This is a genomic window from Brevundimonas sp. C43 (assembly GCF_030732185.1).
GTDB classification, from domain to species: domain Bacteria; phylum Pseudomonadota; class Alphaproteobacteria; order Caulobacterales; family Caulobacteraceae; genus Brevundimonas; species Brevundimonas diminuta_C.
In genome coordinates this window covers 345,120-363,189 of the sequence record NZ_CP132231.1, presented here as the reverse complement: position 1 = coordinate 363,189, position 18,070 = coordinate 345,120, and the positions used below count along the sequence as shown (strand labels likewise).

12 protein-coding genes, 3 tRNA genes, 3 rRNA genes and 1 pseudogene are annotated in these 18,070 nt (G+C 60.1%); 9 read left to right on the top strand and 10 right to left on the bottom strand.

The genetic code is table 11. The features are described from left to right. The first annotated feature begins 23 nt into the window (after window positions 1–23). From Q9R14_RS01870 to Q9R14_RS01850, 5 genes are all read left to right on the top strand, one after another. Window positions 24–590: an SRPBCC family protein gene (locus Q9R14_RS01870; RefSeq protein WP_306003273.1), complete on the top strand. Its 567-nt coding sequence runs from the start codon at window positions 24–26 to the stop codon at window positions 588–590. Window positions 591–607: 17 nt separating this feature from the next. After that, window positions 608–1,786, top strand: a complete 1,179-nt coding sequence (locus tag Q9R14_RS01865) for a zinc-dependent alcohol dehydrogenase (protein WP_306003272.1) — start codon at window positions 608–610, stop codon at window positions 1,784–1,786. 223 nt (window positions 1,787–2,009) lie between these two features. Then, window positions 2,010–2,579 (top strand): arylesterase, encoded by a 570-nt coding sequence (locus Q9R14_RS01860; protein ID WP_306003271.1) that lies wholly within the window; start codon window positions 2,010–2,012, stop codon window positions 2,577–2,579. A gap of 4 nt (window positions 2,580–2,583) precedes the next feature. Further along, window positions 2,584–2,955, top strand: coding sequence for an endonuclease/exonuclease/phosphatase family protein (locus Q9R14_RS01855; protein ID WP_306003270.1), 372 nt, complete (start codon window positions 2,584–2,586; stop codon window positions 2,953–2,955). Window positions 2,956–2,964: 9 nt separating this feature from the next. Then, window positions 2,965–3,357, top strand: a complete 393-nt coding sequence (locus Q9R14_RS01850; protein WP_371929775.1) for an exodeoxyribonuclease III — start codon at window positions 2,965–2,967, stop codon at window positions 3,355–3,357. A 44-nt stretch (window positions 3,358–3,401) separates the two neighbouring features. Here the strand turns inward: Q9R14_RS01850 and Q9R14_RS01845 are convergent, their stop codons facing one another. From Q9R14_RS01845 to dinB, 3 genes and pseudogenes are all read right to left on the bottom strand, one after another. Further along, window positions 3,402–3,962: an alpha-ketoglutarate-dependent dioxygenase AlkB gene (locus Q9R14_RS01845; RefSeq protein WP_306003269.1), complete on the bottom strand. Its 561-nt coding sequence runs from the start codon at window positions 3,960–3,962 to the stop codon at window positions 3,402–3,404. Next, window positions 3,959–4,186, bottom strand: a pseudogene (locus Q9R14_RS16335) (DNA polymerase IV); the annotation flags it as partial. The pseudogene Q9R14_RS16335 and the gene Q9R14_RS01845, both read right to left, overlap by 4 nt. A 15-nt stretch (window positions 4,187–4,201) precedes the next feature. Beyond that, window positions 4,202–5,032, bottom strand: a complete 831-nt coding sequence (gene dinB, locus Q9R14_RS01840; RefSeq protein ID WP_371929744.1) for a DNA polymerase IV — start codon at window positions 5,030–5,032, stop codon at window positions 4,202–4,204. A 110-nt stretch (window positions 5,033–5,142) separates the two neighbouring features. Here dinB and Q9R14_RS01835 point away from each other — a divergent pair, with 110 nt between their 5' ends. Together Q9R14_RS01835 and Q9R14_RS01830 are read left to right on the top strand one after the other, a co-directional pair. After that, complete coding sequence (locus Q9R14_RS01835; RefSeq protein ID WP_306003268.1) at window positions 5,143–8,397, top strand: error-prone DNA polymerase; 3,255 nt, start codon at window positions 5,143–5,145, stop codon at window positions 8,395–8,397. A gap of 431 nt (window positions 8,398–8,828) precedes the next feature. Beyond that, the gene (locus Q9R14_RS01830; RefSeq protein WP_306003267.1) at window positions 8,829–9,005 is read left to right on the top strand and encodes a hypothetical protein; all 177 of its coding nucleotides are present in this window, start codon (window positions 8,829–8,831) and stop codon (window positions 9,003–9,005) included. Between the two features lie 468 nt (window positions 9,006–9,473). Here Q9R14_RS01830 and Q9R14_RS01825 read toward each other — a convergent pair whose 3' ends face one another. Next, the gene (locus Q9R14_RS01825) at window positions 9,474–9,746 is read right to left on the bottom strand and encodes a hypothetical protein (RefSeq protein WP_306003266.1); all 273 of its coding nucleotides are present in this window, start codon (window positions 9,744–9,746) and stop codon (window positions 9,474–9,476) included. 517 nt (window positions 9,747–10,263) lie between these two features. Here Q9R14_RS01825 and Q9R14_RS01820 point away from each other — a divergent pair. Continuing rightward, window positions 10,264–10,494, top strand: a complete 231-nt coding sequence (locus tag Q9R14_RS01820; RefSeq protein WP_306003265.1) for a helix-turn-helix transcriptional regulator — start codon at window positions 10,264–10,266, stop codon at window positions 10,492–10,494. A 403-nt stretch (window positions 10,495–10,897) separates the two neighbouring features. Then, window positions 10,898–12,535: a recombinase family protein gene (locus Q9R14_RS16330; protein ID WP_371929774.1), complete on the top strand. Its 1,638-nt coding sequence runs from the start codon at window positions 10,898–10,900 to the stop codon at window positions 12,533–12,535. On the opposite strand, the gene Q9R14_RS01810 is transcribed toward Q9R14_RS16330, so the two are convergent. From Q9R14_RS01810 to Q9R14_RS01785, 6 genes are all read right to left on the bottom strand, one after another. Continuing rightward, window positions 12,492–12,568: transfer RNA gene (locus tag Q9R14_RS01810), tRNA-Met, on the bottom strand. The two genes, Q9R14_RS16330 and Q9R14_RS01810, sit on opposite strands and share 44 nt — an antisense overlap. Window positions 12,569–12,649: 81 nt before the next feature. Then, a 5S ribosomal RNA gene (gene rrf / locus Q9R14_RS01805) occupies window positions 12,650–12,764 on the bottom strand. Between the two features lie 134 nt (window positions 12,765–12,898). After that, window positions 12,899–15,679: ribosomal RNA gene (locus tag Q9R14_RS01800) — 23S ribosomal RNA — on the bottom strand. 200 nt (window positions 15,680–15,879) lie between these two features. Further along, a tRNA-Ala gene (locus Q9R14_RS01795) sits at window positions 15,880–15,955 on the bottom strand. Between the two features lie 73 nt (window positions 15,956–16,028). Next, window positions 16,029–16,105: transfer RNA gene (locus Q9R14_RS01790), tRNA-Ile, on the bottom strand. A 181-nt stretch (window positions 16,106–16,286) separates the two neighbouring features. Beyond that, window positions 16,287–17,747: ribosomal RNA gene (locus Q9R14_RS01785) — 16S ribosomal RNA — on the bottom strand. Together the 16S, 23S and 5S rRNA genes with 3 tRNA genes alongside form the textbook arrangement of a ribosomal RNA operon. Window positions 17,748–18,070 lie beyond the last annotated feature (323 nt).

Here is an 18,070-nt window from a genome sequence, read left to right as displayed (position 1 = left end):
CCAACATCAAGGAGGCATCCACGATGTCCGCCCCCCTTTCGACAGACGCCGACGTCCAGTCACCAGCCTTCCATGACGACGACTATGTGGAAGGCGCCTACAACTCCACCAGCGTCCGCGCCGTTATGATCAACCGGCCCCGCCAACAACTTTATGATTTTTGGCGCGATTTCAGAAACCTGCCTCGCTTCATGGAGAACGTGAAGTCTGTCGATCTTCTCGATGACGTTCGATCCAGTTGGAGTGTCGCAGGCCCCGCCGGCGCCGAGATCGAACTCGTCAGCGAGATCACCGAAGATCGTCCCGGCGAGTACATCGCCTGGCGATCCACAGAAGACAGCGACATCGATCACCAAGGCTGGATCGAGTTTCGCGACAATGCCTTCGGCCGCGGAACCGAGGTGCGTGTCCTGATCAGCTACGACCCGCCGGCGGGCGTCGTTGGCAAACTGGTCGCCAAGGTGATGCAGCGCGAGCCCCGGGTCCAGGCCCGGCGAGAGCTGCGACGTTTCAAACAGCTGATGGAGACGGGCGAAATCTCGACATCCAAGGCTCCCGACGCGGCGCCGCGCGCCGACCCTCATTTCTGATCCCGGAAGGAAGTCCCATGCGCGCCCTGACTTGGCACGGCAAACACAATGTTCAGGTGGACACGGTCCCCGATCCCCAGATCGTCAATCCCCGCGATGCGATCATCAAGATTACGGCGACCGCCATCTGCGGGTCAGACCTGCATCTCTACGACAGCGTCATTCCCGGCATGTCCAATGGCGACATCCTCGGCCATGAGTTCATGGGCGAGGTCGTCGAGATCGGCCGTGGCAACACGAGCCTTCAGGTCGGCCAGAAGGTCGTCGTCCCCTTCGTGATCGCCTGCGGCTCCTGCTTCCATTGCGGCAAGCAGCAGTTCTCGGCCTGCGACAACTCCAATCCCGCCGACAAGTCCGACGCGTCTGAAATGGCCTACGGTTATCCGGCCGCCGGCCTGTTCGGCTATTCACACCTGACCGGCGGCTATGCGGGCGGCCAGGCGGAATATGTCCGCGTCCCCTATTCCGACGTCGGACCGATCGTGGTGCCCGATGGGATCGAGGATGAGCGGGTACTGTTCCTTTCCGACATCTTCCCCACGGGTTGGATGGCGGCCGAGAACGCCGAGATCGAGCCCGGCGACACGGTGGCGATCTGGGGCTGCGGGCCGGTCGGCCTGTTCGCGATCAAGAGCGCCAGATTGATGGGCGCCGGACGCATCATCGCCATCGACCATCATCCACGCCGACTGGAGCTCGCCAAGGCGAACGGCGCGGAAGTCCTCAACTATCACGAGATCAAGGTTCGAGAAGCCCTGATGGAGATGACCGCTGGCATCGGGCCGGACGCCTGCATCGACGCCGTGGGCATGGAGGCGCATGGCTTCTCTCCGGACAACATAATCGATGCGGTGAAGCAGGAGACCAAGCTGGGCACGGATCGCCAGCATGTCCTGCGCGAGACGATCATGGCGTGTCGCAAGGGCGGCCGCGTTTCGATCCCTGGCGTGTATGGCGGGATCGGCGACAAGCTGCCGATCGGCGCCCTCATGCAGAAGGGTCTGACGATCAAGACCGGCCAGACCCACGTGCAGAAATATCTGCCGCAGCTCCTCGAGCTGGTCATGGAGGGCAAGATCGACACGACGGATCTGATCAGCCACCGTCTTCCGCTTGAGCAGGCGCCGGAGGCCTACAAGAACTTCCATGACAATCCGAACGAATGGACGAAGGTCGTGCTGAAGCCGCACGGCTGATCGACGGCCGTTGTTCAAGTCTCACTGCGTGAAGACGATGGACAGCCACACGTCTGAGCGCATCACGGCCAGAGTTGGGGATTGTTTTCAGGTGATCTGGCAGGAACAGGACAGGTTCAGCGAGCCTTTGTGTAGGCCATGACGCTGAACCTGCTGCTCGCTGACCACTCGAATTCCGATCTCGACCTGCCCGCCTCATCATTCCGTGACGGGAGAGCATTTCGTGATCGACGCTGAACAGGTCGTAACGCTTCTCGGCGACTCGCTCACCGCCGGCTATGGCCTCAAGCCTGCCGAAAGCTTGCCGCGCCAACTGGCGGCGCGACTGGCGAGCGAAACGCCTGCGGTTCGCGTCATCGGTGCTGGCGTGTCCGGCGACACGACAAGGGATGGCTTGCGACGGCTTGATCGGGACGTGCCGGCGCAAACGGATCTTTGCGTCGTCGCCTTGGGCTCCAACGACATGATGCAGTTGGTCCCGGCCGATCACGTCAGGGATAATCTTCTGTCGATCATCGACAAACTTCGACAGCGCGACATCCCCGTTCTGCTGAGCGGCATGCGGGCGCCGCCCTGGTTTGGCGCCTACGCCGGGGCGTTCGACGCGGTCTATCCCGAGGTCGCTCGCACGGCGAATGTGCCCCTGATGCCGTTCCTGATGGACGGTGTCGCGTTGCACCCATCCTATGTCTTACCGGACCGAATTCATCCCAACGCCGCTGGCGTGGGGAAGATGGCTGACGCCCTCGCGCCCCCTGTGCGAGCCGCCTTGGCGGCCTTGCGGACACGGTGACCGGATGCGGCTGGCCACCTTCAACATCAATGGCGTCAATCGTCGCCTGCCCAATCTCCTCGGCTGGCTCGAACAGGCCGAGCCCGACGTGGTCTGCCTTCAGGAGCTGAAGGCGACCGACAGCCAGTTTCCGAATGCCGAGATCAAGGCGGCCGGCTACGATGCGGCCTGGGTTGGCGAACAGCGCTGGAACGGCGTCGCAATCCTGAGCCGGATCGGCGAGCCGGTCGTGACAAGACGCAAATTGCCGGGTGACTCTGAAGACCCCCAGGCCCGCTACAAAGAGGTGGCGGTCAATGGCGTGTTGATCGGCTGCCTCTATCTGCCCAACGGCAATCCCAGGCCCGGGCCCAAGTTCGACTACAAGCTGGCCTAGGCCGACCGGCTGATCGCCCATGCGGCGTCGCTTTATTCGACCAAAGCGCCGGTCGTTCTCTGCGGCGACTACAATGTCGTTCCGACCGACGCCGATATCTACAACACCCGTTCGTGGAAGGCCGACGCCCTGCTTCAGCCCGAAAGCCGCGCCGCCTTCAAGCGCCTGCTCGACCAGGGCTGGACCGACGCCCTGCGCGAGCGCTTCCCGCACGATCCCCCGCCCTGGACCTTCTGGTCCTATTTCCGAGACGCCTGGCCCCGCGACGCCGGTCTGCGGATCGACCATGTGCTGCTCAACGGCCTTGCGGCGGAACGGCTGACCGACGCCGGGGTCGACCGCGCGGTGGGCGGCGCCGAGGGCGCGAGCGACCACGCGCCGGTCTGGATCGATCTCGCCTGACCCAACCGATCCGGACCGCTGGACGTCAATCGACCCAGCAATCGTCAGGCGGCCAGGGTCCGGAAGGTGATGGAATAGCGCAAGGCCGTCATCGGCGTGATCGAATGCTCCCAGGCGGCGCGCGCCTCTCCCGACAGGCGATAGACCGAGCCGCTCGTCAGCGCCGCATTTCGGCGCAGAAAGACCGCCCCCTGGCGACGGCGCAGCCGCATCACGCAGGGCGCGAGCAGGGACAGGCCCAGGATTTCGCCGTAGACGGGTCGGTCGCGATGCCAGCCGATTCCGGCGCCTGGCGCATATTCATTGACCAGAACCTGGACGAAGGCCGCGCCGTCCAGATCGAGACGACCCGCCAAGCGCACCATTAGGGTCGAGAGAAACGTTGGCCACTCAGGCCCATCTCGCTTGCGGTCAAAGGCGGCAATCCGGCGATGGCCCAGATAACCCAGATGTTCATAGGGTTTGAACGCCAGAGTCTGGAGCGCGGCGACAAGCGCGGCCTGCTCGGGCGCCGACAGGACGTCTGCCCAATAGTCAAAGCCGGCCACCACGGGCGTCCGCGACGGTGCATCGCCAAACAGGTCGATCTGCGATAGTTCGATCACGACAGGGCCAATTGGTTCGCCGCGGCGCCGGTCGTCTCCAGATTGGACAGGCTCACACCAACCAGGCGCACGCCCCGGCTTGGCGGGTAGAGGGACCGAACCAGCACCCGACTGACCTCGTGCAGGGTCTGGCGGGAGGCCACGGGCTCGGACTGGGACCGGCTTCGCGTCGACTGCTGGAAGTCCGCCCATTTGACCTTGACGGTGACCGTCCGTCCGCGACTGCCGGTCTTCTCGCACTAGGCCCAGACATCGTCGGCCATGGCCGCCACCCCGGCCTCTATCGCGTCCGGATCAGTCAGGTCGGAGGCGAAGGTGGTTTCCGACCCGCTCGATTTGCGCGTCCGGTCCGGATTGACCGCCCGGTCGTCCTGCCCGCGCGCGATGGCGTAATACCAGGGCCCGGACTTGCCGAAATGATGCTGGAGAAAGGCCAGGGACTGGCGGCGCAGATCCGCGCCGGTGCGGATCCCCAGCCCTTCCATCTTGGCGGCGGTCACCGGCCCCACACCGTGGAAGCGCTGGACCGGCAAATCCTCGACGAAGGCCTCGCCGCGCCCGGGCGCCACGACGAACTGACCGTTCGGCTTGTTCTGGTCCGACGCCAGCTTGGCCAGAAACTTGTTGTAGGAAACGCCTGCCGAAGCCGTCAGGCCGGTCTCCTCGAAGATACGCCGCCGGATCTCTTCCGCCCTCGCCGAGGCGGTCCCGAGGCCTCGCCTGTCCGCCGTCACATCGAGATAGGCCTCGTCCAGCGACAGGGGTTCGATCAGATGGGTGTAGTCCGAAAAGATCGCATGGATCTGCGTCGACACCGCGCGATAGACCTCGAAGCGCGGCGGGACGAAAACGAGGTCCGGACATTTCCGCTGGGCGGTCGTCGAGGGCATGGCTGACCGCACCCCGAACCGCCGCGCCTCATAGCTGGCGGCGGCGACCACGCCGCGCGCCGCCGCATGACCGACTGCCACGGGGCGACCGCGCAGGGCGGGATCATCCCTCTGTTCCACGGAGGCGAAGAAGGCGTCCATGTCCACGTGGATGATCTTGCGGGTGGCGACGCCGGACATGCAGCCTGCATATCAAGACGAGAACAAAAAGAAAACATTTGTCCAAGGCGACGCTTGCCATTCGGCTCGCCGGAGTGTTGTCGGGAAGATCGAACAGCCGCCAAATCGCTATGTCCTACGTCGAGCTTCAAGCCACTTCGCACTTTTCCTTCCTGCGCGGCGCCAGCAGTTGCGAGCTGCTGTTCGAACAGGCGCGGCTGTGCGGGCTTGAGGCCCTCGCCATCGTGGATCGCAACTCGCTGGCCGGGATCGTCCGCGCCCATGAGGCGGCCAAGGCCTCCGACGTCCGGCTGATCGTGGGCAGCAGGCTTGATCTGATCGATGGGACGGGCGTGCTCGTCTATCCGACCGATCGGCCGGCCTATTCCCGACTGACGCGCCTGCTCTCGCTGGGGAAACGCCGCGCCGGCAAGGCCAAATGCCACCTCGACTGGTCGGACCTGAAAGACTGGTCGGAGGGCCTGATCGCCATCTTGGTTCCGGAAGAGGCGGACGAGGCCTGCGCCGTCAATCTGCGACGGCTGAAGGCGACCTTTCCCGCGGGCGCCTATCTCGCCCTGACGCTGCGACGACGCCCCGGCGATGCGCTGCGGCTCCACGACCTGTCAAATCTCGCCGTCCAGGCGGGCGTGCCGACCGTCGTGACCAACGATGTCCTGTTTCATCATCCTGACCAACGCCTCTTGCAGGACGTGGTCACCTGCGTGAGGCACGGCTGCACGATCGACGAGCTAGGCTTTCGGCGCGAACGCCATGCGGATCGCTATCTGAAGCCGCCCCACGAGATGCACCGCCTGTTCAAGGCCTATCCCGAGGCGCTTGCCCGCTCGGTCGAGATCGCCGACCGCTGCCGGTTCTCGCTCGACGAACTGGCCTATCAGTATCCCGACGAGGTCTCAACGCCGGGCATGACGCCGCAGCAAACGCTGGAACAGCTGACTTGGGCCGGGGCCGCCGATCGCTATCCGGAAGGGCTGCCGGACAGGGTGCGCAAGACGCTTCGGCACGAACTCGATCTGATCGGCCAGCTCGACTACGCCCCCTACTTCCTGACGGTCCATTCGATCGTGCGCTTCGCCCGCAGCCAGGACATCCTGTGCCAGGGTCGCGGTTCGGCCGCCAACTCCGCCGTCTGCTACGTGCTGGGCATCACCTCGATCGACCCGGGCCGCAATGATCTGTTGTTCGAACGCTTCGTCAGCCAGGAGCGCCGCGAGCCGCCAGACATCGATGTCGGTTTCGAGCATGAGCGGCGCGAGGTCGTCATGCAGTGGATCTTCGAGACCTACGGCCGCAACCATGCGGCCCTCTGCTCCGTCGTCACACGCTATCGCTCGCGCGGCGCCCTGCGCGACGTCGGCAAGGCGCTGGGGCTTAGCGAAGACCTGATCAAGACCCTGTCGTCCCAAGTCTGGAGCTATTCCAGCGAGGGCGTCGAGGACAAGCACGTCGCGGACCTAAACCTCAATCTGGAGGACCGGCGGCTTCGCCTGGCGCTGGAGCTTTCGCGCCAGTTGATCGGCGCCCCGCGCCACCTCAGCCAGCACCCCGGCGGCTTCGTCCTGACCCACGATCGCCTTGACGACCTGGTCCCGATCGAGCCAGCGGCGATGAAGGATCGCCAGGTCATCGAATGGGACAAGGATGACATCGACGTCCTGAAGTTCATGAAGGTCGATGTGCTGGCGCTCGGCATGCTCAGCTGCATGAAGCGCGGCTTCGACCTCCTGGCCGAGCACAAGGGGATCGCGCTCGACCTCGCCACCATCCCGGCCGAGGACCCCAGGACCTATGCGATGATCCGCAAGGCCGACACGCTCGGGGTCTTCCAGATCGAGAGCCGGGCCCAGATGGCCATGCTCCCGCGCATCAAGCCCCGCACCTTCTACGATCTGGTCATCGAGGTCGCCATCGTCCGCCCCGGCCCGATCCAGGGCGACATGGTCCATCCCTATCTGCGCCGCAGAGAGGGCAAGGAGGACGTCGTCTACCCCAAGCCCGAGCTGGAAAAGGTGTTGGGCAAGACCTTGGGCGTGCCCCTCTTCCAGGAACAGGCCATGCGCGTCGCGATCGAATGCGCCGGCTTCACCGCTTCGGAAGCGGACCAGCTCCGCCGGGCCATGGCGACCTTCAAGTTCACCGGCGGGGTCAGCCATTTCAAGGACAAGCTGATCAGCGGCATGGTCGAGCGTGGCTATGACGCCGCCTTCGCCGAGAAGACCTTCAGCCAGCTTGAGGGCTTCGGCTCCTACGGCTTTCCGGAAAGCCATGCGGCCTCCTTCGCCCTGATCGCTTATGCCTCCTCTTGGCTCAAATGCCATCACCCGGATGTCTTCTGCGCCGCGCTGCTGAACGCCCAGCCCATGGGCTTCTATGCGCCGGCGCAGATCGTCCGTGACGCCCAGCAGCACGGCGTCGAGATCCGGCCCGTCTGCGTCAACGCCAGCCGCTGGGACTGCACTCTTGAGCCTGAGGGCGAGGATGGACGCTTTGCCGTCCGCTTGGGCCTTCGCATGGTGCGCGGCTTGGTGAACGGCGACGCCGCCCGCCTCCTGGCGGCGCGGACGGATGGCGCCTTCCACTCCGTCGACGACCTGTGGCGACGCGCCGGCGCCCAGGTCGCCAGCCTTGTCCGCCTAGCGGAGGCCGACGCCTTCCGCCCAGCCCTTTCCTTCGACCGTCGGGATGCGCTATGGGCCATCAAGGGGCTGCGGGACGACCCCCTCCCCCTGTTCGCCGCCGCCGACGCTCACGACCAGCAGCCGGAAATCGTGGAGCCCGATCCGGGCCTCAAGCCGATGACGCCCGGACGAGAAGTGGTCGAGGACTACAGCCACATCGGCCTGACGCTGCGCGATCATCCGCTGAGCTTCCTGCGCGGCGATCTGCAGTCACGCCACGTCATGACCTGCGCCGATGGGACGGCCATGCGCGATGGTCGGCTCACGCGTGTGGCGGGCCTCGTACTGGTCCGTCAGAAGCCCGGCAGCGCCAAAGGGGTCATGTTCATCACCATCGAGGACGAGACCGGCGTGGCCAATCTGGTCATCTGGCCCAGCCTCTACGAACAGCAGCGCCGCATCGTGCTGTCGGCCTCCATGCTGGTCGTCGACGGCAAGGTTCAGCGTGAGGGCGACGTCGTCCACATTGTCGCGACCCGACTTCACGACGCCTCGGCCCTGTTGGCCTCGGTGGGCGACCGGGGCGAAGCCTTCCCCCTGCCCCACGGGCGCGGCGACGAATTCCATCGCGGCGGGTCGCCGGATGCGCGCGACGCGCCCCCTCGCGCGATCAAGGTCCGGGACATCTACATTCCCGATCTTCATCTCGACACGATCAGACCAAAGACGCGGGATTTCCGATAGTCGCCACGGGCGACCTAAAGGCTTGTCAGGATCGCTATCACGAAATCTCCACTTCATGATCAGGACCCCTGCCGCCATGATAGGCGAAGCTAAGCTGGCGAACAGATACGTGTCTTTAAATGGGTTACGCGCAACCCATACAATCTTCTGTTTTCTTGCGATAAATCAGCCCTGCAGATTTCTAGGTTACCCGTAACCCATTTTGCGCCCGCGTTTTTGTGTTGTTTTACAATAACCTAATCCTACCGCAGGTGTGCGTAAGGTGTGCATCATCCTTCACAGGATGATATTCCTAATGGCCCCCACTGGGGTTAGACGTTTTTTGTCGTCTGGTTCCATCGTTTAGACCACGGGCCAGCGGCCTTTAGGCTGTGTTTCAGATGGCATTCGAGATGGAAGATTTGGCTGCCCAACTAACTAGGAGAACGACGGTGAGCGACGCTGAGCTGCAATCTTTTCAGATGAACTTTGTGCAGATGGCTTTGGTGTTCTCGTTCACCATCGTGGGGGTCCTCGCCATCAAGACGGTGATCTCCAAAATGGTGCGAGCGCTGTGTGATCGAAAGCCCCGCGCCGGCGATCATGACGAGCCAAGCAAGTCTTATTGACCTAGTTCTCTCGCGTTGATCCGGCTGCGCTCGTCCGGCACGCGCAGGGCTACCGCGACGAGGGCTGTACATCCTCCGTGCCGGAGGAACGCGGTGTCAAGACATCGACCCACATGCGGAACCAGCTGCCACTCCGACCTTTTTTACGCCGGCTAGTCGCGCCATTCATACCTTCTATGAGCCCTCGAAAAATGGTCTGGACCAACCAGGCTATGACCAATGCGGTGACCCCACCGGCCGCGAATATAAGAACATCCATCATGAGGCGTCTCCCAGCAAAGTCTGTGGGTCTCGTATACGGCAGCATGTCACGTGACCAAAGCTGCGGGGCGGCAAGGCGACCGAGACACACGTCCGAATGCCTGCCTTTCAAAGGCGAACACCCCTCGCCTCGACCGGGTTTAGCTGCAGCTCAGCCGCACTGATCGCGAGAGCCTGAAGCTTGGTACACGGAAGAAGGCCGCATCCCTAAGCAAAGGTCAGCGGCCCATGATTGGCGGGGTCGATCAGACCAACCACTGCGTCGTACAATCCCTCTAGCGTCGAGACGTCATCCACGAAAGCGGCCAGGTCTGCGCCGGCGCCGTACACCGTGTAGTGCGCAAAACCGTCTCGCTGGGCTCGATAGGCGTCCCAGCGAGCCTTGAGCCTCGCCACGCGCTCCTCGGCGCCAACAAGATCCCTCGCTCGCGCCAACCCCTCCGCGACGGTCTCCTCGGCAGCCTCGAGCTTGGGCCCCATTCTCATCACATAGTGAGCTCTCCAATACCGGATCAGCATATCGCCGCAGTCAGCGCCGCCATGATGGAGCAGAGGCGCCAAGCCAATCTTCAGATCCCCTTCAGCAAACAGGGCGAGGTCATCGATCAGGATATGCGGACCTAGCGCCTGTAGGGACGCTAGCACCCTGTCCACCAGCCATTCTGAAAGGTCGGCCAGATCCTCGGGTCGTCTTCACCAACCCCCCATTGTCGGGATTGTCCCGTAGCTGTGGAACCCACACCATCAGCAATAGCGAAAGGATCGTGAGCGCGTCGTCGTTCAAGCCTTCACGGGCGGCGGTCTGCATAATCCTAGGCGATGCAAGCATGATCAACGGGTCGAGCTCTGCTGGGTTCAGATGCGACCCTGTTCCGATCATGAGCTGCAGTTCGGAGCTCGTCTCGGAGATATCGATAAAATTAGCCATCACACCTCTCGCAGAAATCACACTGATAGTGTGCAGTGAAGATCGGGCGGCAGCCGCAAGTGCGGTTGTGTGGAAGTTGACGCTGAACTGCTGAGTTTTGGCCGCGCCGTCAGGACGCGACGCATTGCGCTCGGCCTCAGCCAAGAGGAGCTGGCGGACAGAGCCGGGCTCCACCGAAATTATATCGGCGGCATTGAGCGCGGCGAACGCAACGTTGGCATCAAGGCGGTCTACGCTCTAGCAGCTGGCCTGGGCTGTGGGCTGTCTGAGTTGTTCAATCAGACCGCACCGCCGCCTTAACCTTCCCTTAACCGACGGCTTTGCAATCTGATCGAGCCGTAAGACTGATCCTGAACCATCGTTTAATTTAACCGCGCGTTTAGGATAATGAATGGCTCAATAGAGGCTTCAACAGAAGCCACCACCACTATCTGTTTGGAGAGGTTTACCCCAACCACTCCAACATTATGCCATCGCCAATCCTACGACGAGGCTACGGCCTTACCCCCTTCGCAGGATTCTGCAGTCGAATCCACTGAGATCATACTCAACACCGCTCGCGCGATTAGTGTCTGCGATGGGATTTGGCCGAGCATCCGTGTTGCAGTCGCCGAGTGCCTTCTCGACGACTTGGCTCGCATCCTTGCGCGTATGACGCTCGATATGCACCGTGGCGATCTTCCATCGCCCGGAGCCTAAGCTGATGCGTGCAGCCCTATATGCCCGTTACTCGACCGACCTTCAAAACGTCGCTTCGATCGCGGATCAGTTTGCGACGTGCCGATCCTTTGCAGCGAAGGACGCGACCAAGATCGTTGCGACGTTTGAGGACGCAGCCATCTCGGGAGGGTCCGCAGCAAACCGGCCCGGACTGCATAGCCTGACGCGCGGCGCGAAGAACGGCGAGTTCGAAGTCGTGCTTTGTGAAGCGTTAGATCGCCTTTCTCGGTCCCAAGCCGATGTCGCGGCTCTGTTCGAAGACTTGCGGTTTTACGGCGTCAAAATCCGCACAATCTCCGAAGGCGACATATCCGAGCTACAGATTGGGTTGATGGGGACTTTGAACGCCCTTCAGCTGCGCGAGACAGGACGAAAGACAAGGCGCGGACTTCAAGGCGTCGTCCGGTCCGGTCGTCATACCGGAGGCCGTGTCTACGGCTACAAAATCAGGCGAGAAGTCGATGCCATCGGCGAACCGATCCGTGGCCTTCGCGATATCGATCCTGGTGAAGCAGAAGTCGTCAGAGATATCTTTCGGCGCTACGCCGCCGGCCAATCGCCTCGGGCGATCGTAAGCGACTTGAATCGGCGCAGCATACCCGGCCCGCGAGGCGGAAGTTGGAACGCGTCGACGATCAACGGCAATGCCGAGCGCGGCAATGGAGTCATCCATAATGAGTTGTATCGCGGCGTCCTGGTTTTTGGTCGTCAAACCTGGGTCAAGGACAGGCGCACAGGAAAGCGCCAGGCGCGAACGGCGGATCCTGAGGAAATTTTTCGGACCGAGGTGCCGCATCTTCGGATCATCTCCGAAGCACTATGGGCGAAAGTTCAGCATCGCTACGCGGAAAACACCTTATCGTCACGGGGGCCCTCCCCGCGCATAGCCGTTCGACCCCGGCACTTACTGAGCGGAAAACTGACCTGCGGGGTTTGTGGCGGCCCGATGATCCGAAGCGGCGCCGACCAACGCTTTATGTGCTCATGGCGACGAGACCGCGAAAAACTGGCACGCACAAAAGGTCGAGAGATCAAGAGCGCCGAGATTGAAGCGCGCGTCCTAGCCGCGATCAAGAACCGACTGCTAGCACCGGAACGCGTGGCGCTGGCTGTCGAAGAGCCGAGGTTCACAGCGCGGAATGGTGCGCGTAGAATTGCCCAAGCTCGAACAAAACTCGACAGTGACATTGCAGAAGTGAAGGGCCGCGCCGAACGTCTGGTCGACCAGATCGCCGATGGCGTACTTACGGGCGCTGCAGTCAAGGATCGCCTGGACGCGCTGGAGGCGCTGGAGGCGCGGAGGACACAGATTGAAGGAGAGCTGATTCAAGCGCCGGCGGCGTCGGTCGTCGCCCTGCATCCTCGCGTGGCCGAGCATTACCGGACCGTCGTGGACTCGCTGGAGCGCGCCTTGGCTCGCAGCGACAGCGAGGCCGCGGCCGAGGCCCGAGACCTGGTGCGCAAGTTGATTGAAACCGTGGTTGTCACACCGCTGGAACAGCGAGGAAAGTTTGCCTTGACCGTACAAGGCAAAATCGCCGCCTTGGTGAACCAAGACGGCGAAAATACTACGAAGTTGGGTGCGGGAGTAGGATTTGAACCTACGACCTTCAGGTTATGAGCCTGACGAGCTACCGGGCTGCTCCATCCCGCGGCAAACGGTAGTGTATCGAGAAGGAAGAACGGTTCGAGAAGAGCCCGCTAGGGCTGCGCAATCATTCTGTCCGCCTGGTAGACCCGGCGGCGACCTACTCTCCCGCGCCTTGAGACGAAGTACCATTGGCTCTGGAGGGCTTAACGACCGAGTTCGGAATGGGATCGGGTGGGGAACCTCCGACATAGCCACCAGGTCAACCAGGGGGACAGAAGGATTGCAAATCCAAGCTCAAGCAGCGCGAAGCGCGATAGCCTGAACAAGGATGAGAAGACATTGTCTTAGATTGCTCTGGTCAAGGAGCAATCATCGAATGAGTTTTGCTGAGAAACGATCAAACCGATCGGATTATTAGTACCAGTAAGCTTCATGGGTCGCCCCACTTCCACACCTGGCCTATCAACGTGGTAGTCTTCCACGATCCTCAGCGAAGCCTTGTTTTGAGGTTAGTTTCCCGCTTAGATGCTTTCAGCGGTTATCTATTCCATACTTAGCTACCCTGCTGCACAGCTGGCGCCATGACAGGTACACCAGAGGTATGTCCATCCCGGTCCTCTCGTACTAGGGACAGATCCTCTCAAGCTTCGAACACCCACGGCAGATAGGGACCAAACTGTCTCACGACGTTCTGAACCCAGCTCACGTACCACTTTAAATGGCGAACAGCCATACCCTTGGGACCTGCTCCAGCCCCAGGATGTGATGAGCCGACATCGAGGTGCCAAACTTTGCCGTCGATATGGACTCTTGGGCAAAATCAGCCTGTTATCCCTAGAGTACCTTTTATCCGTTGAGCGATGGCCCTTCCACTCGGGACCACCGGATCACTATGGCCGACTTTCGTCTCTGCTCGACTTGTCAGTCTCGCAGTCAGGCGGGCTTATGCCATTGCACTCGACGACCGATTTCCGACCGGTCTGAGCCCACCATCGCGCGCCTCCGTTACACTTTAGGAGGCGACCGCCCCAGTCAAACTACCCACCACGCCATGTCCCGGGACCGGATAACGGCCCTCGGTTAGACGTCAACGACAGTAAGGGTGGTATTTCAAGGACGACTCCACCAGAGCTGGCGCCCCGGTTTCATAGTCTCCCACCTATCCTACACATACGGTCGCTAACGCCAAGGCGAAGCTATAGTAAAGGTTCATAGGGTCTTTCCGTCTGACCGCGGGAACCCCGCATCTTCACGGGGAATTCAATTTCACTGAGCCTATGCTGGAGACAGTGGGGAAGTCGTTACGCCATTCGTGCAGGTCGGAACTTACCCGACAAGGAATTTCGCTACCTTAGGACCGTTATAGTTACGGCCGCCGTTTACCTGGGCTTCAGTTCGACGCTTTCACATCTCCCTTTAACCTTCAGGCACCGGGCAGGCGTCAGACCCTATACGTCGCATTGCTGCTTCGCAGAGCCCTGTGTTTTTGCTAAACAGTCGCTACCCCCTGGCTTGTGCCACTCAGTCCTGCTTGCGCAAGGTGAGTCACGCTTATTCCGAAGTTACGCGTGCAATTTGCCGAGTTCCTTCAGCATAGTTCTCTCAAACGCCTTGGTATGCTCTACCTGACCACCTGTGTCGGTTTCGGGTACGGTCTCTGCTGGAGTTATTTCCTGGGACAACGCCCCCGCACACACAATCCAATAAGTGGGTACGAGTTAAGCCATCCGTCACTTCCAGCTGGTGCAGGAATATTTACCTGCTTCCCATCGACTACGCTTTTCAGCCTCGCCTTAGGGGCCGACTAACCCTGCGCAGATTAGCTTTACGCAGGAACCCTTGGTCTTTCGGCGAGAGTGTCTCTCACACTCTTATCGTTACTCATGTCAGCATTCTCACTTCCGATACCTCCAGCCAGGCTCACGCCTGACCTTCACCGGCCTACGGAACGCTCCGCTACCGCTTGCAGTAAACTGCAAACCCATATCTTCGGCGCACGGCTTGAGCCCCGTTACATTTTCCGCGCAGGATCGCTTGATCAGTGAGCTGTTACGCTTTCTTTAAAGGATGGCTGCTTCTAAGCCAACCTCCTGATTGTCAAAGCAATCCCACATCGTTTCCCACTTAGCCGTGACTTGGGGGCCTTAGATGATGGTTAGGGTTGTTTCCCTTTTCACGACGGACGTTAGCACCCGCCGTGTGTCTGCCCGATAGTTCTCTTGGGTATTCGGAGTTTGGTTAGTATTGGTACCGCTCGCGCAGCCCGCAACCATCCAGTGCTCTACCCCCCAAGGAATTCGTCGGACGCTCTACCTAAATAGATTTCGCGGAGAACCAGCTATGTCCAGGTTTGATTGGCCTTTCACCCCTATCCACAAGTCATCCCAGAATTTTTCAACATTCACGGGTTCGGTCCTCCAGTTGGTGTTACCCAACCTTCAACCTGCTCATGGATAGATCACCTGGTTTCGGGTCGTCATACGTCGAACTTAGCGCCCTATTCAGACTCGCTTTCGCTGCGCCTACACCTAACGGCTTAAGCTTGCTCGACACATGAAGTCGCTGACCCATTATACAAAAGGTACGCCGTCACCGCGCTTGGCGGCTCCGACTGCTTGTAGGCTTCCGATTTCAGGATCTGTTTCACTCCCCTTGTCGGGGTGCTTTTCACCTTTCCCTCACGGTACTTGTTCACTATCGGTCGTAGAGGAGTACTTAGGCTTGGAGGGTGGTCCCCCCATGTTCAGACAGGATTTCACGTGTCCCGCCCTACTCGAGTCTCTTGCTGTTTGATGACTACGGGGCTTTCACCCACTATGGCCGACCTTTCCAGATCGTTCGTCTTTATTTCACAAGAGCACTGGCCTGGTCCCGGTTCGCTCGCCACTACTACGGGAGTCTCGGTTGATGTCCTTTCCTCCGGGTACTGAGATGTTTCAGTTCCCCGGGTTCGCTTAATGAAGCCTATGTATTCAGCTCATTATACCTTTCAACAATCCGCCAATCGCTGCTTCCGAAGAAACAGAGTTGGAAGACTGTAAAGGTGGGTTTCCCCATTCGGAAATAACCGGATCAAAGGGTGCTAGCGCCTCCCCGGTTCTTATCGCAGCTTGCCACGTCCTTCATCGCCTCTCTACGCCAAGGCATCCGTCAGAAGCCCTTCAACGTTTGATCGTTTCTCAGCAAAACTCATGCTTGGTTTATTCCGCCCGACTGGAAAGATGCCGGGGGACCAAGCCTGATTTTTGTCAGACAATGTCTTCTTCTCGAACAAGACCTCAAAGCTCAGGGGAGCCGGTCACGTTCTTCCTTTACGATATCAATGCACGCCAACCCGAAGGCCGACGGCAAACTTGAATGCGATCACAAGATCCTGGTGGAGCCAGACGGAGTCGAACCGACGACATCCTGCTTGCAAAGCAGGCGCTCTACCAACTGAGCTATGGCCCCATTCCATCAGGAATGGTGCGAAGCCCAGGAGAGCTGTCATACGATACTGTCCAAGGCTGGAGTCCAGCAGGGCTGGTAGGCCCGGGCAGACTCGAACTGCCGACCTTACGCTTATCAGGCGTACGCTCTAACCACCTGAGCTACGGGCCTATGGCAGCGACAGCCGGGTCATAAACACCCAGGCTCGCGATCGCGTCACCAACTCAACGATCCGTATGGTCGAGGCGTCGATGACGAAAGTGGAAAGAGAAACGGAGACGGCGGCGTTCCGCCGTTTATTGGAGCCTCAATAGACAGTCTCGTGAGAGACGGCCTGGAGAAGCATCCTTAGAAAGGAGGTGATCCAGCCGCAGGTTCCCCTACGGCTACCTTGTTACGACTTCACCCCAGTCGCTGACCCTACCGTGGTCGCCTGCCTCCTTGCGGTCAGCGCAGCGCCTTCGGGTAGAACCAACTCCCATGGTGTGACGGGCGGTGTGTACAAGGCCCGGGAACGTATTCACCGCGGCATGCTGATCCGCGATTACTAGCGATTCCAACTTCATGCCCTCGAGTTGCAGAGGACAATCCGAACTGAGACGACTTTTAAGGATTAACCCTCTGTAGTCGCCATTGTAGCACGTGTGTAGCCCACCCTGTAAGGGCCATGAGGACTTGACGTCATCCCCACCTTCCTCCGGCTTAGCACCGGCAGTCCCATTAGAGTTCCCAACTAAATGATGGCAACTAATGGCGAGGGTTGCGCTCGTTGCGGGACTTAACCCAACATCTCACGACACGAGCTGACGACAGCCATGCAGCACCTGTGTCCTAGTCCCCGAAGGGAAAGCCACGTCTCCGTGGCGGTCCAGGCATGTCAAAAGGTGGTAAGGTTCTGCGCGTTGCTTCGAATTAAACCACATGCTCCACCGCTTGTGCGGGCCCCCGTCAATTCCTTTGAGTTTTAATCTTGCGACCGTACTCCCCAGGCGGATTGCTTAATGCGTTAGCTGCGTCACCGAAATGCATGCATCCCGACAACTAGCAATCATCGTTTACGGCGTGGACTACCAGGGTATCTAATCCTGTTTGCTCCCCACGCTTTCGAGCCTCAGCGTCAGTAATGAGCCAGTGTGTCGCCTTCGCCACTGGTGTTCTTCCGAATATCTACGAATTTCACCTCTACACTCGGAGTTCCACACACCTCTCTCATACTCAAGACACCCAGTATCAAAGGCAATTCCGAGGTTGAGCCCCGGGATTTCACCCCTGACTTAAATGTCCGCCTACGCTCCCTTTACGCCCAGTAATTCCGAGCAACGCTAGCCCCCTTCGTATTACCGCGGCTGCTGGCACGAAGTTAGCCGGGGCTTCTTCTCCGGGTACCGTCATTATCGTCCCCGGTGAAAGAATTTTACAATCCTAAGACCTTCATCATTCACGCGGCATGGCTGCGTCAGGCTTTCGCCCATTGCGCAAGATTCCCCACTGCTGCCTCCCGTAGGAGTTTGGGCCGTGTCTCAGTCCCAATGTGGCTGATCATCCTCTCAGACCAGCTACTGATCGTCGCCTTGGTGAGCCTTTACCTCACCAACTAGCTAATCAGACGCGGGCCGCTCTAAAGGCGATAAATCTTTCCCCCGAAGGGCACATTCGGTATTAGCACAAGTTTCCCTGAGTTATTCCGAACCTAAAGGCACGTTCCCACGTGTTACTCACCCGTCCGCCACTAACTCCGAAGAGTTCGTTCGACTTGCATGTGTTAGGCCTGCCGCCAGCGTTCGCTCTGAGCCAGGATCAAACTCTCAGGTTGAGTTGACTTCTGACCTAAGCATCGGATCGACCGAAGTCGTCCTTGGCATTAGTTCTACGTATTTTATTGACGAGTTCCCACGTCATCGATCCGAAGACCGACGCATGGTATCTTTTCAAAAAGACCGCAGATAGTCAGTGTCGTATGATGACCTTCTAGGGTCATCGCAAGAACACCGCCGCCTGCGTTTCTCTTTCCAAATCAACAATGTCAAAGACCCAGGAACCTCCGGAGAGGCCCGACCGTTTAACGCCGTGTCGTCGGCGGAGGCGGCGATTTAGAGAACCGCAAACCCCGTGTCAACCGCTCTTTTCAGAGATCTT